Consider the following 17,790-nt stretch of genomic DNA (forward strand, 5'->3'; position numbering starts at 1 on the left):
CCGAGGTTGACCCGACGGGTCTGCTTCGGCACCTGTTCACCACAAGAGCGGGCGTCCATCGTTACCGGACGCTCGCTCTTGTGTTTCTCGGAGAAATTCCCTTCTCGAGTTCCCTTCTCGAGGTTCACAGGATTCAGGAGTCGTTCTATGGGTCGGTTGTTCGGTACTGACGGTGTTCGTGGACTTGCCAATTCGGATCTGACTGCAGATCTTGCATTGAGATTGGCAGTTGCCGCGGCGAGCGTACTGACAGCCGACACCTCGGACGCACGTCCGACCGCCGTGATCGGCCGCGATCCTCGCGCAAGCGGTGAGATGCTTCAAGCCGCGGTGACCGCAGGATTGAGTTCCGCGGGTGTCGACGTGCTCGACGTGGGTGTTCTTCCGACTCCGGCAGTTGCATACTTGACGGCAAAGCTCGACGCCAGTCTCGGTGTCATGATCTCTGCATCGCATAATCCCATGCCGGACAACGGAATCAAGATTTTCGCAGCCGGTGGACACAAGCTGGATGATGCTGTCGAGGTGGCGATCGAGGATGCACTCGACGGCACTGCGCCGCCCGTCCTACCGACAGGTGCCGGGATCGGCCGCGTCCGTACGGTCGACGACGCCGCTCAGCTGTACCTTGCGCATCTGGCGAGCGCGGCGAGCGAGCCACTCGCTGGACTCACCGTTGTGGTCGACTGCGCCAACGGCGCTGCTTCCGCGCTCGCACCGGTTGCCTACGCGGCAGCGGGCGCTCGCGTCATCGCGATCAGCGCCGAGCCCGACGGCCTCAACATCAACGACGGCTGCGGATCGACGCACCTGGAGAATCTTCAGAAAGCCGTGGTCGATCACGGGGCGGACCTAGGCCTCGCGCACGACGGCGACGCCGACCGTTGCCTGGCCGTCGACGAGACCGGAGCGGTGGTCGACGGTGACGCGATCATGGCAGTTCTGGCGATCGCGATGAACGACGCCGGCGAGTTGGTCGAGAACACTCTCGTCGCGACTGTCATGAGCAATCTCGGTTTGCACATCGCGATGCGCGAGGCCGGTATCAACATCGTGACTGCTGCCGTAGGCGACCGCTACGTTTTGGAGGAACTGCGCGCGGGCGGATACAGCCTCGGCGGCGAGCAGTCAGGCCATGTCGTGTTGCCGGCGTTCGGCACCACGGGCGATGGGATTCTCACCGGCCTCCGGCTGCTCGGACGAATGGCTCGCACGGGTAAGTCGGCATCCGCACTGGCCGCAACGATGACAACCCTTCCGCAGGTTCTGATCAACGTGAAGGTCGGGGACAAGGCGACAGTCGCAGCATCGCCGTCGGTACTCGCAGCAGTCGCGGACGCAGAGCGCGTCCTCGGTGACGGTGGTCGCGTGCTCCTGCGCCCGTCCGGGACAGAGCAACTGGTCCGCGTCATGGTCGAGGCCACCGAACTTCCGCTCGCGCAGAAGCTGGCCGACGAGTTGGCCGAGATCGTCGGTTCGGTTTAGCCCCTCATTACGCGTTCGCGTTTTGAGGGAACGTAATTGCGCCCTGCTGCGTCCAAGGAGTCAAAGGCCGCTCGACGTGCGAGTGGTTCCGCTGAAACTTGGGGGCGCTCGTGGATGTCGACCGCGCTGGAACAGATGAATTGGCACGCCAAGCGGTGTCGGTGGCCCAGGCTCTGCGCGATTCTGCGGACCCGATCAGGCGTCTGCGATTCAGCGGTGCCGTTTCGGGCCGTGATTACGCCGAGCATGGAGCCGCGTTGGCATCGGCATTGGCGGTCCTGAATTCTCGCTTGACGGGGCGTGCCGATCTTCTCGATACGTTGGCGCCTCGGCTTTCCTCTTCGGCTGAGGTGATCGCTGAGGTGGACGGTCAGGGTGCGCGGCGATTGCGAGACTCCAGCGGGTCGGTCTCATGAGACCGACGAGCGGTACCGCACAGGCAGTACCAAACAGCTACTATTGCGTCGAAGATATTCTTGCACTGCGTGATTCACGCGTGCGTCCTGACGAAATCCTGGATGCTGGTGCGAGGGGACTGCAGTTCTTCGATCGATTTCACGACCTGGCCTCTCGGTTGGGCTTCGAAGAACGGATGCTTACGTCCTACGAGGATGCGTATCGCGCAGAGGCTGGTATCGATTTCGAGGCACTAATGCGAGATGCGTCGGACATGGCCGCAGCGGTGGACGGTTCGGTCGCCGAGATCGCGATGCTGACGACCCTGGCGGAGAATCTTCCTGCAGTGTGGAATGTTTCCGGCGTGGGTGCGGTCGTAGATCAGGCCTTCGCGGCGCGGCGTGAAGCTCGGTCCGATGCGGATTCGGCGCCACTGTTGATCACGCTGGCCGACGAGTTCGCGCGGACGGTTCGAACGGCTTTGGCAGACAAGGCTTTCAAGGTGGCAAGCCTCGACCGGGCGACGATCGGCGGTCTGGGTGCGGGGGAGATCGACCAGCTGACTCACGTCGCTTCCACCGGTCGTGGTGCGGCGCCATGGCTGGACACGGTTTTTCGTTCGGCGTATCTCGGTACTCGCGATGAATTCGACAGGGCGTGTGCGGAGTGCGCGAGCGCGGTTGGTCATGCTTTTGACGCCGCGACCCAGTGGGTGACAGACGCGTTCACGTCAACCTTTCCGATCGCCGAGCCGAGTGCATCCGGTGTCGCCGCCGCTCCTGTCTCTTTCTCGATCGGCGGCAACACTTGGGGCTTCTCGATTGCGTCCGACGGTCGTGGGGTGAGTCTGGATGTTGCAGGTGCTGACGGGAACTCTGTGTCGGCCACCCTGGAGTTGAGCGAAAATGGTTGGCCGAGAATAGTGCTCGATGCCGATCCGGAGATGTCGCTGCACGAGGCGCGCCCGCAAGAAGCGTCCCAGCCTGCGACACTCCAGCCCGAAACTCCCGACCCTGAGATTCGCGAGCACGAGGTGCCGGTCGAAACCACCGCCGAAGTCTCGCCCGCGCCGGACCCGGAGCCGCCTTCCACAGTCCCCGACGAGTCGATCGTGGCTCCCGACGGAGAGACGGGCGCTGAGTTGGCCGGAGCTGGTCCGCTGTGAAGTCCGTTCACGCGCCGTTCGAAGCGATCCGTCGAACCCTCGATTCTCAACTCGACGACTTCCGTGAGCGCAGAGTGGCCGCAGCGAGCGCGGAATCGCGCCAGGAGCCGCCGTCCGAAACGACATCCGCCGAGAATGACACGGATGGGACCGTGAGAGCCGGCCCGTATCTGCGATCCGCGTCAGAGCCGACGCCGACGCCGCCGTGCTCGCCGCCGGAGTCGGTGGCGAGTACGGACTCCTACTTACGCAACAGCTGGCTGGCCCGCGCGTCGGAGTGAGGTTCGACCGGCAGCAACGGCGCCGTGTGCGGAATCTCGACGTCGGGATCAGCAAAATCCTTGTACTTCTTGTCGCCGGTCAGATGGAACAACAGGAAGCCCGTGAGCAGGCACCGTGTGGCGGCCTGTGTCTTGCGCTCGGATCCACCGAGGCCCAGGGCGCCGAGGAGTCGGCGGCCTTCGATCAGTCCGGCGTCTTGGGCGTCATTCACGGTACGTGCGATGACAGGACCGCCCCACTCCACGCTCAGCGGCCGGGCATTGCTGGTCAAGGACTCGACGTCGTCTTCGCCGGCGAGGATCAATCCGGGCGCTGTGATCTTCGACGCGTAGTTCTCCGCCTTGGGTGCTGTCGGGGCCGGGAACAGTGCGGCTACCGCACCGACATCCCCGCGCTGCGCTGCGGCCAGTACCGCAGCGCCCGCACCCATGCCGTGACCGGCAAAGGCGACCCGATCGGGTTGGACGCTGATCTGTCCGGGGCCGAGTCGCACGCCGACGCAGATGTCGAGCGTCGCTCGAAGATCTGCAGCCAATCCGAGATGTGACGGGACCGGACCGCGTTCGCTGTCGGGCGCCGCTGCGACAATTCCCCAGGAAGCGAGGTGCTGGAGTGTCTGCTCGTACTTGTGGGACCCGACCATCCACCCGTGCGCGAAGGCAACGGCGGGGAGATTGAAACCGGTTTCCGGCGTGTACACGACACCCGGCTGTCCGGCGAGGGCGAGGTTGCCGCGGAGAACTCGGTGCGGGCCGCGCTTGGACAGCTCACGGGTCAGTGTCTTCAGTTTCGGTGCCACGGTTGAAGACGTTATCCGATGAGCCGCCTCGTGTATGCGGAGCGGACGCTGCAACCAGGTGCGGGAACCGCAAAATGCGCCCACCGCCGATGTCCAAGTACCCTGAGTCACCATGTGCGGAATCGTGGGATACGTCGGCCACCGCCCAGCTCTGGGCGTTGTGGTGGAGGCTTTGCGACGAATGGAGTATCGCGGGTACGACTCGTCGGGAATCGCGATTCTCGACGGAACCGGTGGGGTCGAGATCGAGCGTAAGGCCGGTAAGTTGGCCAACCTCGAGGCGGAGCTCGGCGAGTACGGTGCGGATCACTTCGTCGGTACGTCCGGTATGGGCCATACCCGTTGGGCGACGCATGGGCGTCCGACGGACCGCAATGCGCACCCGCATCGTGATGCCTCGGGCAAGCTGGCTGTCGTTCACAACGGAATCATCGAGAATTTTGCCCCGCTGCGTGCGGAGCTCGAGGCTGCAGGCGTCGAACTGCAGAGCGACACGGATTCCGAGGTCGCGGTTCACCTCGTCGCCCGGGCGTACGCCCAGGGGCCGACGGCAGGTGATTTCATCGAGAGTGCGCTGTCGGTGGTTCGTCGGTTGGAAGGTGCGTTCACGCTCGTCTTCACGCACGCTGATCATGCGGACACGATTGTCGCCGCGCGCCGCTCGACACCGCTCGTAGTCGGTGTCGGTGAGGGCGAGATGTTCCTCGGCTCCGACGTCGCTGCATTCATCGAGCACACACGCGATGCGGTTGAACTCGGACAGGATCAGGCAGTGGTGATCACTGCCGACAGCTACCGGATCTCCGACTTCGCGGGTAACGAGGCAGAAGGACGCCCGTTCCGCATCGACTGGGATCTCGCGGCCGCCGAAAAGGGTGGTCACGATTACTTCATGCTCAAGGAGATCGAAGAGCAGCCGACTGCTGTCGCCGACACGCTCCTCGGCCACTTCGAGAACGGGAAGATCGTCCTCGACGAGCAGCGGTTGTCCGATCAGGAACTGCGCGACGTCGACAAGGTGTTCGTTGTCGCTTGCGGTAGCGCTTACCACTCCGGTCTGTTGGCGAAGTACGCGATCGAGCATTGGACGCGTCTACCTGTCGAGGTCGAACTCGCCAGCGAATTCCGTTACCGCGACCCGGTTCTCGATCGCTCGACGCTTGTTGTCGCAATCTCGCAGTCGGGGGAAACGGCCGATACGCTCGAGGCTGTCAAGCACGCCAAGGACCAGAAGGCGCGCGTCCTGGCGATCTGCAACACCAACGGTGCACAGATCCCGCGTGAAGCCGACGCAGTCCTCTACACCCGGGCAGGACCGGAAATCGCGGTCGCGTCCACCAAGGCGTTCCTGGCGCAGGTGACCGCGAACTACCTCGTCGGTTTGGCTTTGGCGCAGGCTCGCGGAACCAAGTATCCGGACGAGGTCGCCCGCGAGTACGCCGACCTCGAAGCGATGCCCGCATTGGTCAGCAAGGTACTCGAGACGGCAGAACCGGTGCGCGCGTTGGCGCGCCAGTTCGCGCACGCGTCGACCGTGCTGTTCCTGGGGCGTCACGTCGGCTACCCGGTGGCGCTCGAGGGTGCGCTCAAGCTCAAGGAGCTCGCGTACATGCACGCCGAGGGCTTTGCCGCCGGTGAGCTCAAGCACGGCCCGATCGCCTTGATCGAGGAGGACCTTCCGGTCATCATCGTCATGCCGTCGCCGCAGGGCCGCGCTGTCCTGCACTCGAAGTTGGTGTCCAACATTCAGGAGATCAAGGCGCGCGGGGCGACGACTATCGTCATCGCTGAGGAAGGCGACACCGTCGCCGCGGCGCACGCGGATCACCTGATCGAGATTCCGGCGTCACCGACTCTGCTGCAGCCGTTGCTGTCCACGGTTCCGTTGCAGATCTTTGCGGCCGAGGTTGCCGCGGCGCGTGGCTATGACGTCGACAAGCCGCGTAACCTGGCGAAATCGGTTACGGTCGAGTAGCTTTCGCTAGAAAATCGGGCCCCGCAGTCGCAAGACTGTGGGGCCCGAGCGCGTTACGGCGTCTCGACGACGACGGTTCCGCGCATCTCGGGATGCGGTGTGCAGGTGTAGTCGTAGGTTCCGGGTTCGGTGAACGTGTAGGTGTAGGTTCCCGATTTCTTGAGCGGACTGCGGAGTTTGCCCTTGGCGTCCCCGAGGCCGTTGACGTCGTGGGCCATTCCGTTGTCGTCGAACACCCACGTGACCGGCTCGCCGACATTCACGGTGATGGACGCGGGGGAGTACGCCATCCCGGAGATGGTCACCACGGGTCCGCTGGCCGTCGTTTCCGGAGCCGGTGGTGTGGAGTCGGTGCCGGAACTGCACCCGACCAGACCGAGAGCGAGCACGAGACCCGCGATTGCCGGGCGAAGACGTGATTTCATGGTTTCGAGGGTAGCGACGGCAACTGAAGGGTTCCGACATGCGTGGGTACTACACAGCCGATCAGGTGCGAGCAGCTGAGGCGCCGCTGCTCGACAAGCTGCCCGACGGGGTGCTGATGCGTCGAGCGGCGTACGGTCTTGCGCGAGTAGTCGCGGACGAATTGCGTTCCCGTACAGGGTCGGTCGCGCATCGGTCGGTGACGCTGCTGGTCGGTACGGGCGACAACGGCGGTGATGCCCTGTGGGCCGGTGCGTTGCTCCGCGAACGAGGTGTGAGCGTGCGGGCCGTGTTGCTCGATCCGGCGCGCGCTCATCGGGCGGGCCTCGATGCTCTCTTGAAGGCCGGCGGCCGAGTCGCCGCCGAAGTCGGGTCGCCGGATCTGGTGATCGACGGCATCGTCGGGATTTCCGGGCACGGCGGTCTACGGCCTGACGCGGCCGATCTCGTCGGCCAGGTGGATGCACCGATCGTGGCGGTCGATCTTCCGAGCGGCGTCGACGCGAACACCGGCGCAGTGGACGGCCCGTCGGTGACTGCTGATGTGACGGTCACATTCGGTGCGCTCAAGCCGGTACACGTACTCGCGGCTCCGCTGTGTGGTCGTGTCGAACTCGTGGACATCGGATTGAGCGTCGGCGAACCCGAGTTCGGTTCGCTCGATCCGGCGGAGGTCGGTGCGCTGTGGCCGGTGCCCGGTCCGGAGGACGACAAGTATTCGCAGGGTGTGGTGGGCATCGTTGCGGGAAGTGAGCAGTATCCCGGCGCGGGCGTGCTCTGTACCGGTGCCGCGGTTACCGCGACCGCCGGCCTGGTCCGCTACGCCGGGCACGGCGCCACCGAGGTGCTCGCCCGGTTCCCGGAGGTGATTGCGAGTGAGACGTTCCGAGCCGCCGGGCGAGTTCAGGCGTGGGTGGTCGGCCCCGGTATGGGTACCGACGACGACGCCGCGCGACTTCTGGCGTCGGTGCTGGCTACTGATGTACCCGTTGTTGTCGATGCGGACGGGCTTACCCTCCTCGCTCAGCGTCCCGAACTTGTCGCAGCCCGGACCGCGCCGACACTGTTGACGCCCCACGCCGGCGAGTTCGCTCGATTCACAACTCTTGGCGACGACAGGATCGCGGCCACGCGTGCTCTTGCCGCACGCCTCGGAGTCACGGTCCTGTTGAAGGGCCATACGACGGTGATCTCTGATCCCGGCGGTGAGGTGCTGGTCAACGACGCCGGCGGCTCCTGGGCATCGACGGCAGGCTCGGGTGACATCCTCTCCGGTGTGATCGGTGCGTTGCTGGCGTCGGGTCTTAGCCCTCTCGAAGCCGGGGCCGTCGGGGCGCGGGCTCACGCGTTGGCTGCGAACATCGCCGCTGCCGGCGGTCAGAGGGATGTCGCCGGAGCACCGATTTCGGCTTCACCCCTGCTGGGAGGTCTGCGGGAATCGGTGCGTGTGCTTCGCTCTTTTGCCCTCGATTGAGGGTGTTCAAACCCGAACACGTGTCCGATTCTGCGTGGGTGGCAGGATTGTCGCCATGACGCTTGCCCAGGGAAGAGCACCGAAGGAGCCTGCGGAGGGGAAGGCGAGCCGACTCGACGACGCAGTAGGGCCGCAGACGGAGGCAGTCGTCGATCTGGACGCGATCGCGCACAACGTGCGTGTTCTGCGTGAATTTGCCGGGGATGCAGCGTTGATGGCGGTCATCAAGGCGGACGGATACAACCACGGCGCAGTTGCGGTGGCGCGGACGGCGCTCTCGGCGGGAGCCCGGGAACTCGGCGTCACCACCATCGCGGAGGCACTGGTCCTTCGCGAGGCAGGCATCACCGCTCCCGTTCTTGCCTGGCTGCACGGCGTCGACGCCGATTTCGCCTCGGCGATCCGATCGGACGTCGAGATCGGCGTGTCCTCCCCGCGACACCTGGCCGCTGTCGTCGACGCGGCACGGGTTCTGGGACAAAAGGCGATGGTGACGCTCAAGGTGGACACCGGTCTCAATCGCAACGGCGTATCGAGAACCGAGTGGCCGCAGATGCTCGACGACCTCGCCACTGCGCGGGACGAGGGCACGATCAGGCTGCGCGGAGTGTTCTCTCACCTCGCGCACTCGGACGAACCGCATCACGACGTCATCGACATGCAGAAGCAGCGTTTGATCGACGCGGTTGCCGACGTCCGCGCTCGCGGATTCGACCCCGAAGTTGTTCATCTTTCCAACTCCGCTGCTACAGTCACCCGTCCTGACCTGCGGTTTGACATGGTTCGGCCCGGAATCGCGATATATGGATTGTCTCCGGTGCCCGAACTCGGAGATTTCGGTTTACGACCGGCGATGACGCTGCGAGCGAAGGTGATTCTGGTGAAGAAGGTAGCCGCCGGAGAGGGCGTCTCCTACGGGCATCAGTGGGTCGCACCGCACGACACCACTCTTGCGCTGCTTCCCGTCGGCTACGCCGACGGTTTGTCTCGCTCACTGAGTGGCAAGTTCGAAGTGCAGTTGGGCGGTAAGCGTCGCCAGGCTGTCGGGCGAATCTGCATGGACCAGGTATTGGTGGACCTGGGTCCGGACGGTGACGGAGTTCGCGAAGGCGACACCGCGATCTTCTTCGGCAACGGCGATCACGGCGAACCCAACGCGCAGGCCTGGGCCGACGTACTCGACACCATTCATTACGAGGTCGTGACCGGGATACGTGGACGCACTGTGCGTACGTACATCGGGGGAGAGACGTCATGAAGACTGCAGGAAAGATGAGCATTCTCGGTGGCCTGCTCAGCGCCGTGGCGCTCGGCTCGATGGCCGGCGTGAACGCATTCAAGACCGCGACGCGTCCGGGCCGGGAAATCTACGCGGACGAGGACTTCGACCTCATGACGCGCGACCGCAAGAGCACGGTGCGCACCGAGGACGGTGTCGAGCTGGCAGTTCGCGAAGTGGGACCGGACGACGCTCCGCTGACAGTCGTTTTCGTGCACGGATACTGCCTGAGTGCGCTGTCCTGGCATTTCCAGCGCCGCCAGCTCGAAGAGCGATGGGGCAACAAGGTTCGCATGGTGTTCTACGACCAGCGCGGACACGGAGACTCGGGCATGCCGCGTTCGAAGAGTTGTACGGTTTCTCAGCTCGGCCGCGACCTCGCGACCGTCGTCGAGGCCAAGGTACCCAAGGGACCGATAGTTCTGGTCGGTCACTCGATGGGCGGCATGACGGTACTCGCGCTCGCCGGTCAGCGACCCGAATGGTTCGAGGGCCGAGTCATCGGCGTGGGGCTGGTCGCGACGACGGCGGCAGGCCTGGCGGAGACCGGCCTGACCCGCAATCTGCAGAATCCGATCATCGACGGATTCCGGTTGGCAGTGCGCACCTCACCAGGAGTAGTTCAGCATGCCCGGGGCGCTGCGCGAGTATTGATCACGCCGATCCTGCGTGCGGCCTCGTACGGCACCGATGTCAGCCCACGGCTGCATGAACTCTCGGACGGCATGCTCGACCGGACCTCGGTTGTGACCATCGTCAATTTCCTGCGGACGTTGGAACTGCACGACGAGTCCGCTTCTCTCGAGGTCCTCGCGCACACACCGGCAGTCGTGATCTGCGGCGATCAAGACATGATGATTCCGTTCATCAGCTCCAAGCGTCTCGCTGCCGATCTCCCCGAGTCCGAACTCGTGCGAGTTCACGGGGCCGGCCATCTGGTGCAGCTCGAGTTCCCGGCGATCGTGACGGACGCAATCGACAAGTTGGTGCAGCGAGCGCAGGTAGAAGAGCGGTCCGATGTCGGCTGAGAACTCCACGGGACTTCCCGTGTCCGGACAGATCACGTTGGAAACGGCCGAGGATACCGAGGCTTTCGGCCGACGCTTGGCGGCGGGACTTGTTGCCGGCGACCTGGTGGTGCTGGACGGTCCACTCGGGGCAGGCAAGACCGCGTTGACGCGCGGAATCGGCGCCGGGCTCGGGGTGCAGGGCCGGGTGACGTCCCCGACGTTCGTCATCGCTCGTGAGCATCGTCCGGGCACCCGCCCCGGCGGCGGAGTTCCCGTCGGCATGATCCACGTCGACGCATACCGGCTGGGAGACAGCGGACCGCATGCGCTCGACGAACTCGATGCCCTCGACCTCGACACCGACCTCACCGATGCAGTGGTGGTGGTCGAATGGGGTGGTGACGTCGTGGAAAGGCTCGTCGAACGGCACCTGCGAGTGCAGCTTCATCGGGAACCCGAATCGGATGTGCGGACTGCGAGTTGGTCCTGGACGTCGTGAAACGGAGTTTGGTGTCACAGACGTCGTGAAACGGAGTTTGGTGTCACAGACGTCGTGACCCTCCCGGGCCGGAAGTAGTTCTTCACGTGCGGGTACCCTGAGAAATCGTGCTTGTTCTCGCAATTGACACCTCCACTCCGGCAGTCACTGCCGGAGTCGTCTCCCTGTCGGCTTCGTCGCCGGACCCAGTGGCACCGGACGCAGAGTCACCGGACACAGTGGAGACGCTTGCCGTGCGTGTCACGGTCAATCCTCGTGCGCACGCCGAGGTCTTGACCCCTCACGTCCTCGAATGCCTCGCCGAGGCAGGGCTCACACCGGCCGACTTGAACGCCGTCGTCGTGGGTGTCGGGCCAGGGCCGTACACCGGACTGCGTGTCGGCATGGCGACGGGCGCTGCCTTCGGTGACGCACTCGGTGTTCCCGTGTACGGCGTGTGCAGCCTCGATGCGATCGCGGCTGCGGTACCGACCACACAGAGCCTGCTCGTCGTGACTGACGCGAGGCGTCGCGAGATCTACTGGGCGCGCTATGACGGCGGAGTGCGCGTCGAAGGACCGGCTGTGAATTCCGCCGGCGACGTCGATCCTGCGCCTTCGACGCTGATTGCCGGATCCGCTTCGCACGTGGACTTCTTCGATCTACCCGTCGACCCGGCGGAGACACCTTCACCGGCCGGGTTGGTGACAGTCGCTGCTCGCGAGATCCTGGCCGGCTCGGTTCCGGCCCCGCTGGAGCCGCTGTACCTCCGACGCCCGGACGCGAAGACCCTTGCAGAACGTGGCAAGTGAGACAGAGCAGATGAAGTACAGCATCGAGCCGATGAACGTCGATGACGCCGAACGGTGCGCGGAGTTGGAGCGCGCGTTGTTCGCAGGCGACGGACCCTGGAGCGCACAAGCGTTCGTCTCGGAACTTGCAGGCGCACATAATCATTACTTCGTTGCCCGGGAGCCTGACGGTCACGTCCTCGGCTACGCCGGAGTCGCATTGTTGGGGGCGTCGCCGAACATGGAGGCCGAGGTTCACACCATCGGTACAGATCCCTCGGCTCAGCGACTCGGAATCGGCGGCGCGTTGCTCGATGCGCTTCTGACTCTGGCGGATTCACGGCAGTGCCCGGTGTTCCTGGAAGTGCGCACCGACAACGAACCTGCCATCGCGCTGTACCGGCGCGAAGGATTCGAGATCGTCGGAACACGAAAGAAGTACTACCAGCCCAGTGGGGCAGATGCGTACACGATGAGACGGCCTGCCGTGCTCGGTGTCCGCGAAATTGAGGAGCAGCAAGCATGATCGTCATGGGTGTCGAAAGTTCTTGCGACGAAACAGGTGTCGGTATCGTCCGCTGGAACGGTGACGGAACTTGCGAATTGTTGGCCGACGAGGTGGCATCGAGCGTGGATCAGCACGCCAGGTACGGGGGAGTGGTTCCCGAAGTGGCCTCGCGGGCTCACCTCGAGGCGATCGTGCCGACGATGCGCCGTGCCCTTGCTGCCGCCGGTATCGAGAAGCCCGACGCGCTGGCCGTCACCATCGGACCCGGCCTGGCCGGCGCGCTGCTGGTCGGTGTAGCCGCAGCGAAAGCCTATGCGGCAGCATGGAACATCCCGTTCTATGCGGTCAATCATCTCGGCGGTCACGTCTCGGTGGACACTCTCGAGCACGGTCCGTTGCCCTCGTGCGTCGCATTGTTGGTCTCCGGCGGTCACACACACCTGCTTCACGTCGAAGATCTGGGCAAGCCCATTGTCGAACTGGGCACGACTGTCGACGACGCCGCCGGTGAGGCCTTCGACAAGGTGGCCAGACTGCTCGGACTCGGCTTTCCCGGTGGACCGGCACTCGATGCTGCTGCGCAAGAGGGAGATCGGAACGCAATCGCCTTCCCTCGCGGCATGACGGGGCCGCGCGATTCGCGGCACGACTTCTCGTTCTCGGGACTCAAGACGTCCGTCGCGCGCTATGTCGAATCGAAAGAGCGCGCAGGCGAGACCTTTTCGATCCCGGACATCGCTGCCTCGTTCCAGGAAGCGGTTGCAGACGTCCTGACGATGAAGGCAGTGCGTGCAGCCAAGGACGTCGGGGTCGACACGTTGGTTCTCGGCGGCGGCGCCACGGCCAATTCGCGTATCCGCTCACTCGCCGAGCAGCGCTGCGCCGAAGCGGGCATCACGTTGCGCATTCCGAAACCTCGACTGTGCACGGACAACGGCGTGATGATCGCATCGTTGGCCGCTCACCTGATCGGAAACGGCGCAGGCCCTTCGGAATTGAGTGTTGCGACGGACCCGGGGCTGTCGGTCTCGGTCAGCCAGTTGATGCACTGAAAATCGGCCGACTGAGAATCAGCCGACCGGGGCGGGTTCCCGATCCGGTGTGGTCGCGGGACCGTTTTCGGGCATCGAGGTATTCGGTTCACCGGGCTTCGTCGTCGGATCACCACCACCAGGGGTAGTGATTTCGGTTTCGGTGGAACCGGATCCAGGAGTCTCCGGCGTCGTCGGGTTCTCGCCGCCGCTCTCACCCGGGCCGAGACCGCCGCCGGGGTTTGCCTCGGTCGGATCGACCGGGGGCGTCGCCTCGGTGTCCGGCAGCGTCGGCCACCACGCCGGTGGATCGGGCAGTGTGATTCCGGGAATGGTCGGCCAATTCGGAGTGGTCGTTGTCGTGGTCGGCGGCGTGGTTGTCGTCGAGGTGTCCGGGATCGGCGCAGGCGGAAGTGTGTACTGATGCGTTGTGTACGAGTGCGTGTCGTAAGGCTGCGAGTCGAACGGGGTGGTGGGATACCCGTACCGAGGATACGTGCTGCCGGCTACCGAAGGCAGAGGATCATGAGACGGAATGATCGTCGATCCGGTGCTCGGTGTCGCTTCGGGGCTCACCGTCGTCGTGGTCGACCCGGTTCCGACGGGCGAGACCGCGGTGTCGTCGGTCGGCACCAATTCCTTTGCGCCGTAACCGAGTACCAGTCCGCCGACCACGAGCGCACCGATCAACGCTCCCGATACCTTGGCGGTGGATCCGGAGCGCTGGTCACTTCCGGAGCCCAGCAGCGGGAAACGAATTGCGGTGATCGAATCTGCCAGGAGTGCAGCACCTTTGGTTGCCGCAGTCTCGGGCTCGACGATCTCGACCATGGGGACGTCGACGGCAGCGGCGACGGCGGACCGCACGGCCGGAATGTGTGCGCCACCGCCGATGAGTACAACGGCACCGACGGGCCGCGGTGAGCCCTTCACGACTTCACGGATGAAGGTGACGGCGCGCTCGATATCCGGGGCGATGATGGCCTCGAACTCGTCGCGCGTGATCGCCATCGCGTCGATCGGAAGGTCGACGGTCACCTTGGTGGACGTGGACAGTTGCTCTTTGGCGACATGGCACCGGGCGGCAAGAAGTTCCGCGTCGGTGTACCGGCGCAAGTGCCCTGGCGCCTTCTCGGTCACGAAGTCGACCAATGCCCGGTCGATTCCGGCCCCTGCGAGGGCGTCGATACGGTCGGAGTGCAGAACTTCCCCGGTGTGGTCGACGACGGACACCGTCAGACCTTGATCACCGACGTCCACCTGAGCTGTCGTGTCGTACCGCTCGGTTTTCCCTGTCTCGGCGAGATACGCGTGTACGGCGGCAGGTTCGGGGATTGCACGGACCTGCTTCGGCGAGCGCGAAAGAGATGACCTGATGCTCGCGAGTTGATCGTCCGTGCGATAGCTGACACCGATCGAGCGCGGCGCTTCAGATCCGTCCGTTACCTGCGTCGTCATCAGCTTGATGGATGCTCTGACAAGGTCACCGACGTTGGAATTGGCCTGATCCGCCGAGACGAAGCGAGTCTCGGCAGGCACGGCGCCTGGCGCGTTTGTGCTGGTATCGGTGTCGACGAGTGCTGAATAGACACCGGAAGATCCAGTGGAAATTCCCAGTGAACAACTCATCGCACACCTCCTCACAGTCAATACCGGTCAATGTTCAATCGACCGCCGTTATATGAACGTTACAGAAGGTTCGTGAGGATTGCTCAGTGCTTTTCGTCTCCGTGACGTCCTTTTCGGACCGAAAGGGTGGTTTTACCTGCGAAATTGTCGATCATTGATTCATGCGGAAAAAAGGCGATTCTCCCCACATCGACCGGGAACGACGACGCGCGCTGATCCGTGGTGCAGTGCTTCGACCCACGCTGACGGTGATCGCCTTCGGATGCGCGTATTTCTTTCTGCCGTGGATCGATGTACATACCGCCAGTGCAATCTTCCTCTTGATCGGTGGAGGCGCCGCGGTACTTGCCGTGACCACCTGGCAGGTGTGGCGAATTCTGCGTTCCGATGTGCCATCTCTGCAGGCGGTCGAAGCTGTGGCGGTGGTGATGCCGACGTACTTGTTGTTGGTGTCCATCACTTATTTTTCGGTCGAGCATGCAAGCCCTGGCAGTTTCACCGAACCGCTGTCGCGTATGGCGGCGCTGTACTTTTCGTTGTCCGTCTTCTCGACAGTCGGATTCGGTGACATCGCCGCGCAGACGGACCTTGCCCGGGGGCTCGTGAGCCTTCAGATCGTCTGCAATCTGGTGTTGATCGGATTCGGTGTTCGATTCGTCGTTGCCGCAGTGTCGTGGGCGAAATCGCACCGCTCGCCTTCGAGCGGACCTGAAATCACCTAGGACACTGCGGCAATCGGAGTCATCGTCCGGTGTGAACCAACAATTCGACGTTCTGGTCGACGCCGGTACCCGTCAGCTTCGGGTCGCGGTGGATGTCGTTGAACGACAGTTCGCGGTACAGCGAGGCGAGCCCGGCTGCCGACTTGTCGCTGTAGTCGACGGAATTGGGACTCTCCGCCTCGAAGAGCGTCGCAAGCAACGACACCGTTCCGTCATGGTTGTCCGCGATCTCGATGATGCGTCCGAGTTGCGGGTAGTCGATGTGAGAGGCGGTGTTGATCTCCCAGAAGCCCTGCTCGGGGGTCGCGCCGGGCCACGGGGTGATCTTGTTCTCGTGGGTGTGTCCGTTGACCCAGGCAAGTACGTTCGGGAAACGATGCAGCAAGTCGAGAAGCTGTGAACCGCGCAGGCGTGGCTCGAGGACGTTCTCGGGGTCGGGAATGAGATTGTCCATCGTGTCGCTCGTGTGGTGACTGAACAGCACGAAATACGTGTCACCTCGCGACTCGGTGACGCGAGAGCCCGCGGCGTCGTAGTAGGTGCTGCTGCCGGCGCGCAGGGTGTTCTCGATCCACTGGAACTGAGCGGCGCCCAGCGAACCGTCGACGAGGCCCGCGCGGTTGGTGGAGTCCATGCTGATGCCGACGACGCCCGGTGCGATCTCGAACGAGTAGTAACCGATACCGGTGTCGCCGGCGTCGGGGGCGAAACCGTGTCCGACGGGACCGGGACCGGTGTGCGCGGGATCAAGATGTGCGGCGATGAACTGTCGCGGTGTGAACGGCGCGCGCGACGGGTCGGGGGTGACCTGGCGCGGCGGCGTCGTGAAGGCGGACAGGATTCCGGGTATCGCACTGGGATCGAACTTGGTGGCGACGTCGATCTGCTTGGCCTGCTCCGGTGAACCAGGCACCTCGAATTTGAGAGATCCCGTGTACATCGCTTCGAGCGGCGGGATGCCGCTGGGCACCGTGCCGGACACCGAATCGTCGTGGTTGCCGAACACGCAGTACCAAGGGGTGTTCAGGCCGGGGCTCGACACGGGCGTGAAAGCGGCACCGAAGAAATCGGGGATCTCCGGGAATCCGGCCTTCTTGAATATGTCGAGCATCGGTGACTCGGGGTTCCAGTAGAGATCGGCACCCGAGTTCTGTACACCCTCGTAGCGGTCCTTGGCACCGGTATTGGCGACGACGGTTCCGCCGTTGAGTGAGGTGAGGAACCAGTCGAGTTCGGCGAATTCCTTGTTGTCCGTGTTGTCGCCGGTGGTGACGACGGCATCGAAGGGTCGCGACGTGTGCGGGCCACTGCCGATCGAATTGACCCGGCGGACAAGTGAAATCAGCCCGTGCGCCGTCAGGGTCTCCTGGGGGCGGAACGCCGAGCCGGTGATCTGGTGGACGTACTCGAATCGCATGGGGGACTGGGCGTCGACGATGTGGACGTCGGTCAGCTGCACGAGTGAGGCGAGTGCGGTGCGTCGGTCCTCGCGTCCCGACTTCGGCTCGGCCAACTCGCTGCGCACGATGTTCGCCCAACCGGGTCCGGCGGTGAGCTTGGTGTAGCCGTTGCTGCTGACGGGGGTGGACACGGACTCGAGAGTGGTGCCAGGACCTGACGTCGGAATGGTCGACGCGCCTGCATATTGCAGGCCCCACGGCTTGCCAAGGCTGACCGCGCCGACGGCGCCGAGTCCGGCGAAGGTCAGAAAACTACGGCGATTGATGTTCGTCACGAAGTGAACAATAGGTGAACGTGGTGGACGGCTGTCCTGTTTCGCTCTGGACGAAGAGAAAAATGCGCCCAGTCCTTGAGGGTTGGCACTCTCACGTATAGAGTGCCAATTGGCGCTGATCGAGTTCCGGCACCCGCGACGACGGGACTGCAGTGACGCGCCGTAAACGGCATACCCAAACAGCTGTCCGAGGATCGCCTCGGACGCACATACCCCAAAGTGGAGGGCTCATCGTGGCGAGCGTCAACATCAAGCCGCTCGAGGACAAGATCCTCGTCCAGGCCAACGAGGCTGAAACGACGACGGCTTCCGGCCTGGTCATTCCTGACACAGCCAAGGAAAAGCCCCAGGAGGGCACCGTCGTTGCAGTCGGCGAAGGCCGCGTCAACGAGCAGGGCAACCGCATCCCGGTCGACGTCAAGGAGGGTGACACGGTCATCTACTCCAAGTACGGCGGAACCGAGATCAAGTACGCCGGCCAGGAATACCTGATCCTGTCGGCACGCGACGTGCTGGCTGTCGTCTCCAAGTAAGACACACGTGATCCGCCCCGGAGTCCACACAGGATCCCGGGGCGGAATGCGTTCACGCCCCGAAGATTCAGGAGC

At 64.0% G+C, this 17,790-nt stretch carries 18 protein-coding genes; 14 read left to right on the forward strand and 4 right to left on the reverse strand.

Annotation, left to right across the window (positions count from 1 at the left end; all coding sequences use genetic code 11):
- Positions 1-147: 147 nt before the first annotated feature.
- The 4 genes from glmM (at position 148) to A0W34_RS09550 (ending at position 3,327) form a co-directional block, all read left to right on the forward strand.
- Complete coding sequence (glmM, locus tag A0W34_RS09535) at positions 148-1,485, forward strand: phosphoglucosamine mutase (protein ID WP_003940774.1); 1,338 nt, start codon at positions 148-150, stop codon at positions 1,483-1,485.
- A gap of 110 nt (positions 1,486-1,595) precedes the next feature.
- On the forward strand, positions 1,596-1,901 hold the full coding sequence (locus A0W34_RS09540; RefSeq protein WP_064073932.1) for a hypothetical protein: 306 nt from the start codon (positions 1,596-1,598) through the stop codon (positions 1,899-1,901).
- Entirely contained in the window at positions 1,898-3,046 is a 1,149-nt protein-coding gene (locus A0W34_RS09545; RefSeq protein ID WP_081557609.1) for a hypothetical protein, read from the forward strand. Before A0W34_RS09540 ends, A0W34_RS09545 begins: the two co-directional genes overlap by 4 nt.
- Entirely contained in the window at positions 3,043-3,327 is a 285-nt protein-coding gene (locus A0W34_RS09550) for a hypothetical protein (protein ID WP_042922488.1), read from the forward strand. Before A0W34_RS09545 ends, A0W34_RS09550 begins: the two co-directional genes overlap by 4 nt.
- Here the strand turns inward: A0W34_RS09550 and A0W34_RS09555 are convergent.
- Positions 3,288-4,127, reverse strand: coding sequence for a poly(ethylene terephthalate) hydrolase family protein (locus tag A0W34_RS09555; protein ID WP_081557610.1), 840 nt, complete (start codon positions 4,125-4,127; stop codon positions 3,288-3,290). The two genes, A0W34_RS09550 and A0W34_RS09555, sit on opposite strands and share 40 nt — an antisense overlap.
- A gap of 112 nt (positions 4,128-4,239) precedes the next feature.
- On the opposite strand from A0W34_RS09555, the gene glmS reads away from it, so the two are divergent.
- Positions 4,240-6,102 (forward strand): glutamine--fructose-6-phosphate transaminase (isomerizing), encoded by a 1,863-nt coding sequence (gene glmS / locus A0W34_RS09560; protein WP_003940837.1) that lies wholly within the window; start codon positions 4,240-4,242, stop codon positions 6,100-6,102.
- A gap of 53 nt (positions 6,103-6,155) precedes the next feature.
- On the opposite strand, the gene A0W34_RS09565 is transcribed toward glmS, so the two are convergent.
- A complete protein-coding gene (locus A0W34_RS09565) occupies positions 6,156-6,527 on the reverse strand; it encodes a plastocyanin/azurin family copper-binding protein (protein ID WP_081557611.1) in 372 nt (123 codons plus the stop codon).
- A gap of 38 nt (positions 6,528-6,565) precedes the next feature.
- Between A0W34_RS09565 and A0W34_RS09570 the strand changes: the two genes are divergently transcribed.
- From A0W34_RS09570 to tsaD, 7 genes are all read left to right on the forward strand, one after another.
- Positions 6,566-7,999 carry an NAD(P)H-hydrate dehydratase gene (locus A0W34_RS09570; protein ID WP_081557612.1) on the forward strand — a complete coding sequence of 478 codons (1,434 nt, stop codon included), beginning with the start codon at positions 6,566-6,568 and terminating at the stop codon, positions 7,997-7,999.
- Between the two features lie 55 nt (positions 8,000-8,054).
- Complete coding sequence (gene alr / locus A0W34_RS09575) at positions 8,055-9,257, forward strand: alanine racemase (RefSeq protein ID WP_007728606.1); 1,203 nt, start codon at positions 8,055-8,057, stop codon at positions 9,255-9,257.
- Positions 9,254-10,306 carry an alpha/beta fold hydrolase gene (locus tag A0W34_RS09580; protein ID WP_003940782.1) on the forward strand — a complete coding sequence of 351 codons (1,053 nt, stop codon included), beginning with the start codon at positions 9,254-9,256 and terminating at the stop codon, positions 10,304-10,306. The genes alr and A0W34_RS09580 overlap by 4 nt, the downstream gene beginning before the upstream one ends.
- Positions 10,296-10,787 carry a tRNA (adenosine(37)-N6)-threonylcarbamoyltransferase complex ATPase subunit type 1 TsaE gene (gene tsaE / locus A0W34_RS09585; protein WP_003940673.1) on the forward strand — a complete coding sequence of 164 codons (492 nt, stop codon included), beginning with the start codon at positions 10,296-10,298 and terminating at the stop codon, positions 10,785-10,787. The genes A0W34_RS09580 and tsaE overlap by 11 nt, the downstream gene beginning before the upstream one ends.
- Positions 10,788-10,894: 107 nt before the next feature.
- Positions 10,895-11,578: a tRNA (adenosine(37)-N6)-threonylcarbamoyltransferase complex dimerization subunit type 1 TsaB gene (tsaB, locus tag A0W34_RS09590; RefSeq protein ID WP_042449737.1), complete on the forward strand. Its 684-nt coding sequence runs from the start codon at positions 10,895-10,897 to the stop codon at positions 11,576-11,578.
- A 10-nt stretch (positions 11,579-11,588) separates the two neighbouring features.
- Positions 11,589-12,083 carry a ribosomal protein S18-alanine N-acetyltransferase gene (gene rimI / locus A0W34_RS09595; RefSeq protein ID WP_003940971.1) on the forward strand — a complete coding sequence of 165 codons (495 nt, stop codon included), beginning with the start codon at positions 11,589-11,591 and terminating at the stop codon, positions 12,081-12,083.
- Positions 12,080-13,117 (forward strand): tRNA (adenosine(37)-N6)-threonylcarbamoyltransferase complex transferase subunit TsaD, encoded by a 1,038-nt coding sequence (gene tsaD, locus A0W34_RS09600; protein ID WP_007728610.1) that lies wholly within the window; start codon positions 12,080-12,082, stop codon positions 13,115-13,117. Before rimI ends, tsaD begins: the two co-directional genes overlap by 4 nt.
- 18 nt (positions 13,118-13,135) lie before the next feature.
- On the opposite strand, the gene A0W34_RS09605 is transcribed toward tsaD, so the two are convergent.
- A complete protein-coding gene (locus tag A0W34_RS09605) occupies positions 13,136-14,725 on the reverse strand; it encodes an Hsp70 family protein (RefSeq protein ID WP_042449735.1) in 1,590 nt (529 codons plus the stop codon).
- 161 nt (positions 14,726-14,886) lie between these two features.
- On the opposite strand from A0W34_RS09605, the gene A0W34_RS09610 reads away from it, so the two are divergent.
- On the forward strand, positions 14,887-15,447 hold the full coding sequence (locus tag A0W34_RS09610) for a potassium channel family protein (RefSeq protein WP_054782245.1): 561 nt from the start codon (positions 14,887-14,889) through the stop codon (positions 15,445-15,447).
- Between the two features lie 19 nt (positions 15,448-15,466).
- Here A0W34_RS09610 and A0W34_RS09615 read toward each other — a convergent pair whose 3' ends face one another.
- Positions 15,467-17,182: a TIGR03767 family metallophosphoesterase gene (locus tag A0W34_RS09615; protein WP_081557613.1), complete on the reverse strand. Its 1,716-nt coding sequence runs from the start codon at positions 17,180-17,182 to the stop codon at positions 15,467-15,469.
- Positions 17,183-17,415: 233 nt separating this feature from the next.
- Here A0W34_RS09615 and groES point away from each other — a divergent pair, with 233 nt between their 5' ends.
- Positions 17,416-17,715: a co-chaperone GroES gene (gene groES, locus A0W34_RS09620; RefSeq protein WP_003940763.1), complete on the forward strand. Its 300-nt coding sequence runs from the start codon at positions 17,416-17,418 to the stop codon at positions 17,713-17,715.
- Positions 17,716-17,790: the final 75 nt, after the last annotated feature.

The sequence above is a fragment of the Rhodococcus sp. BH4 genome (genome assembly GCF_002079265.1).
Classification (GTDB): domain Bacteria; phylum Actinomycetota; class Actinomycetes; order Mycobacteriales; family Mycobacteriaceae; genus Rhodococcus_F; species Rhodococcus_F qingshengii.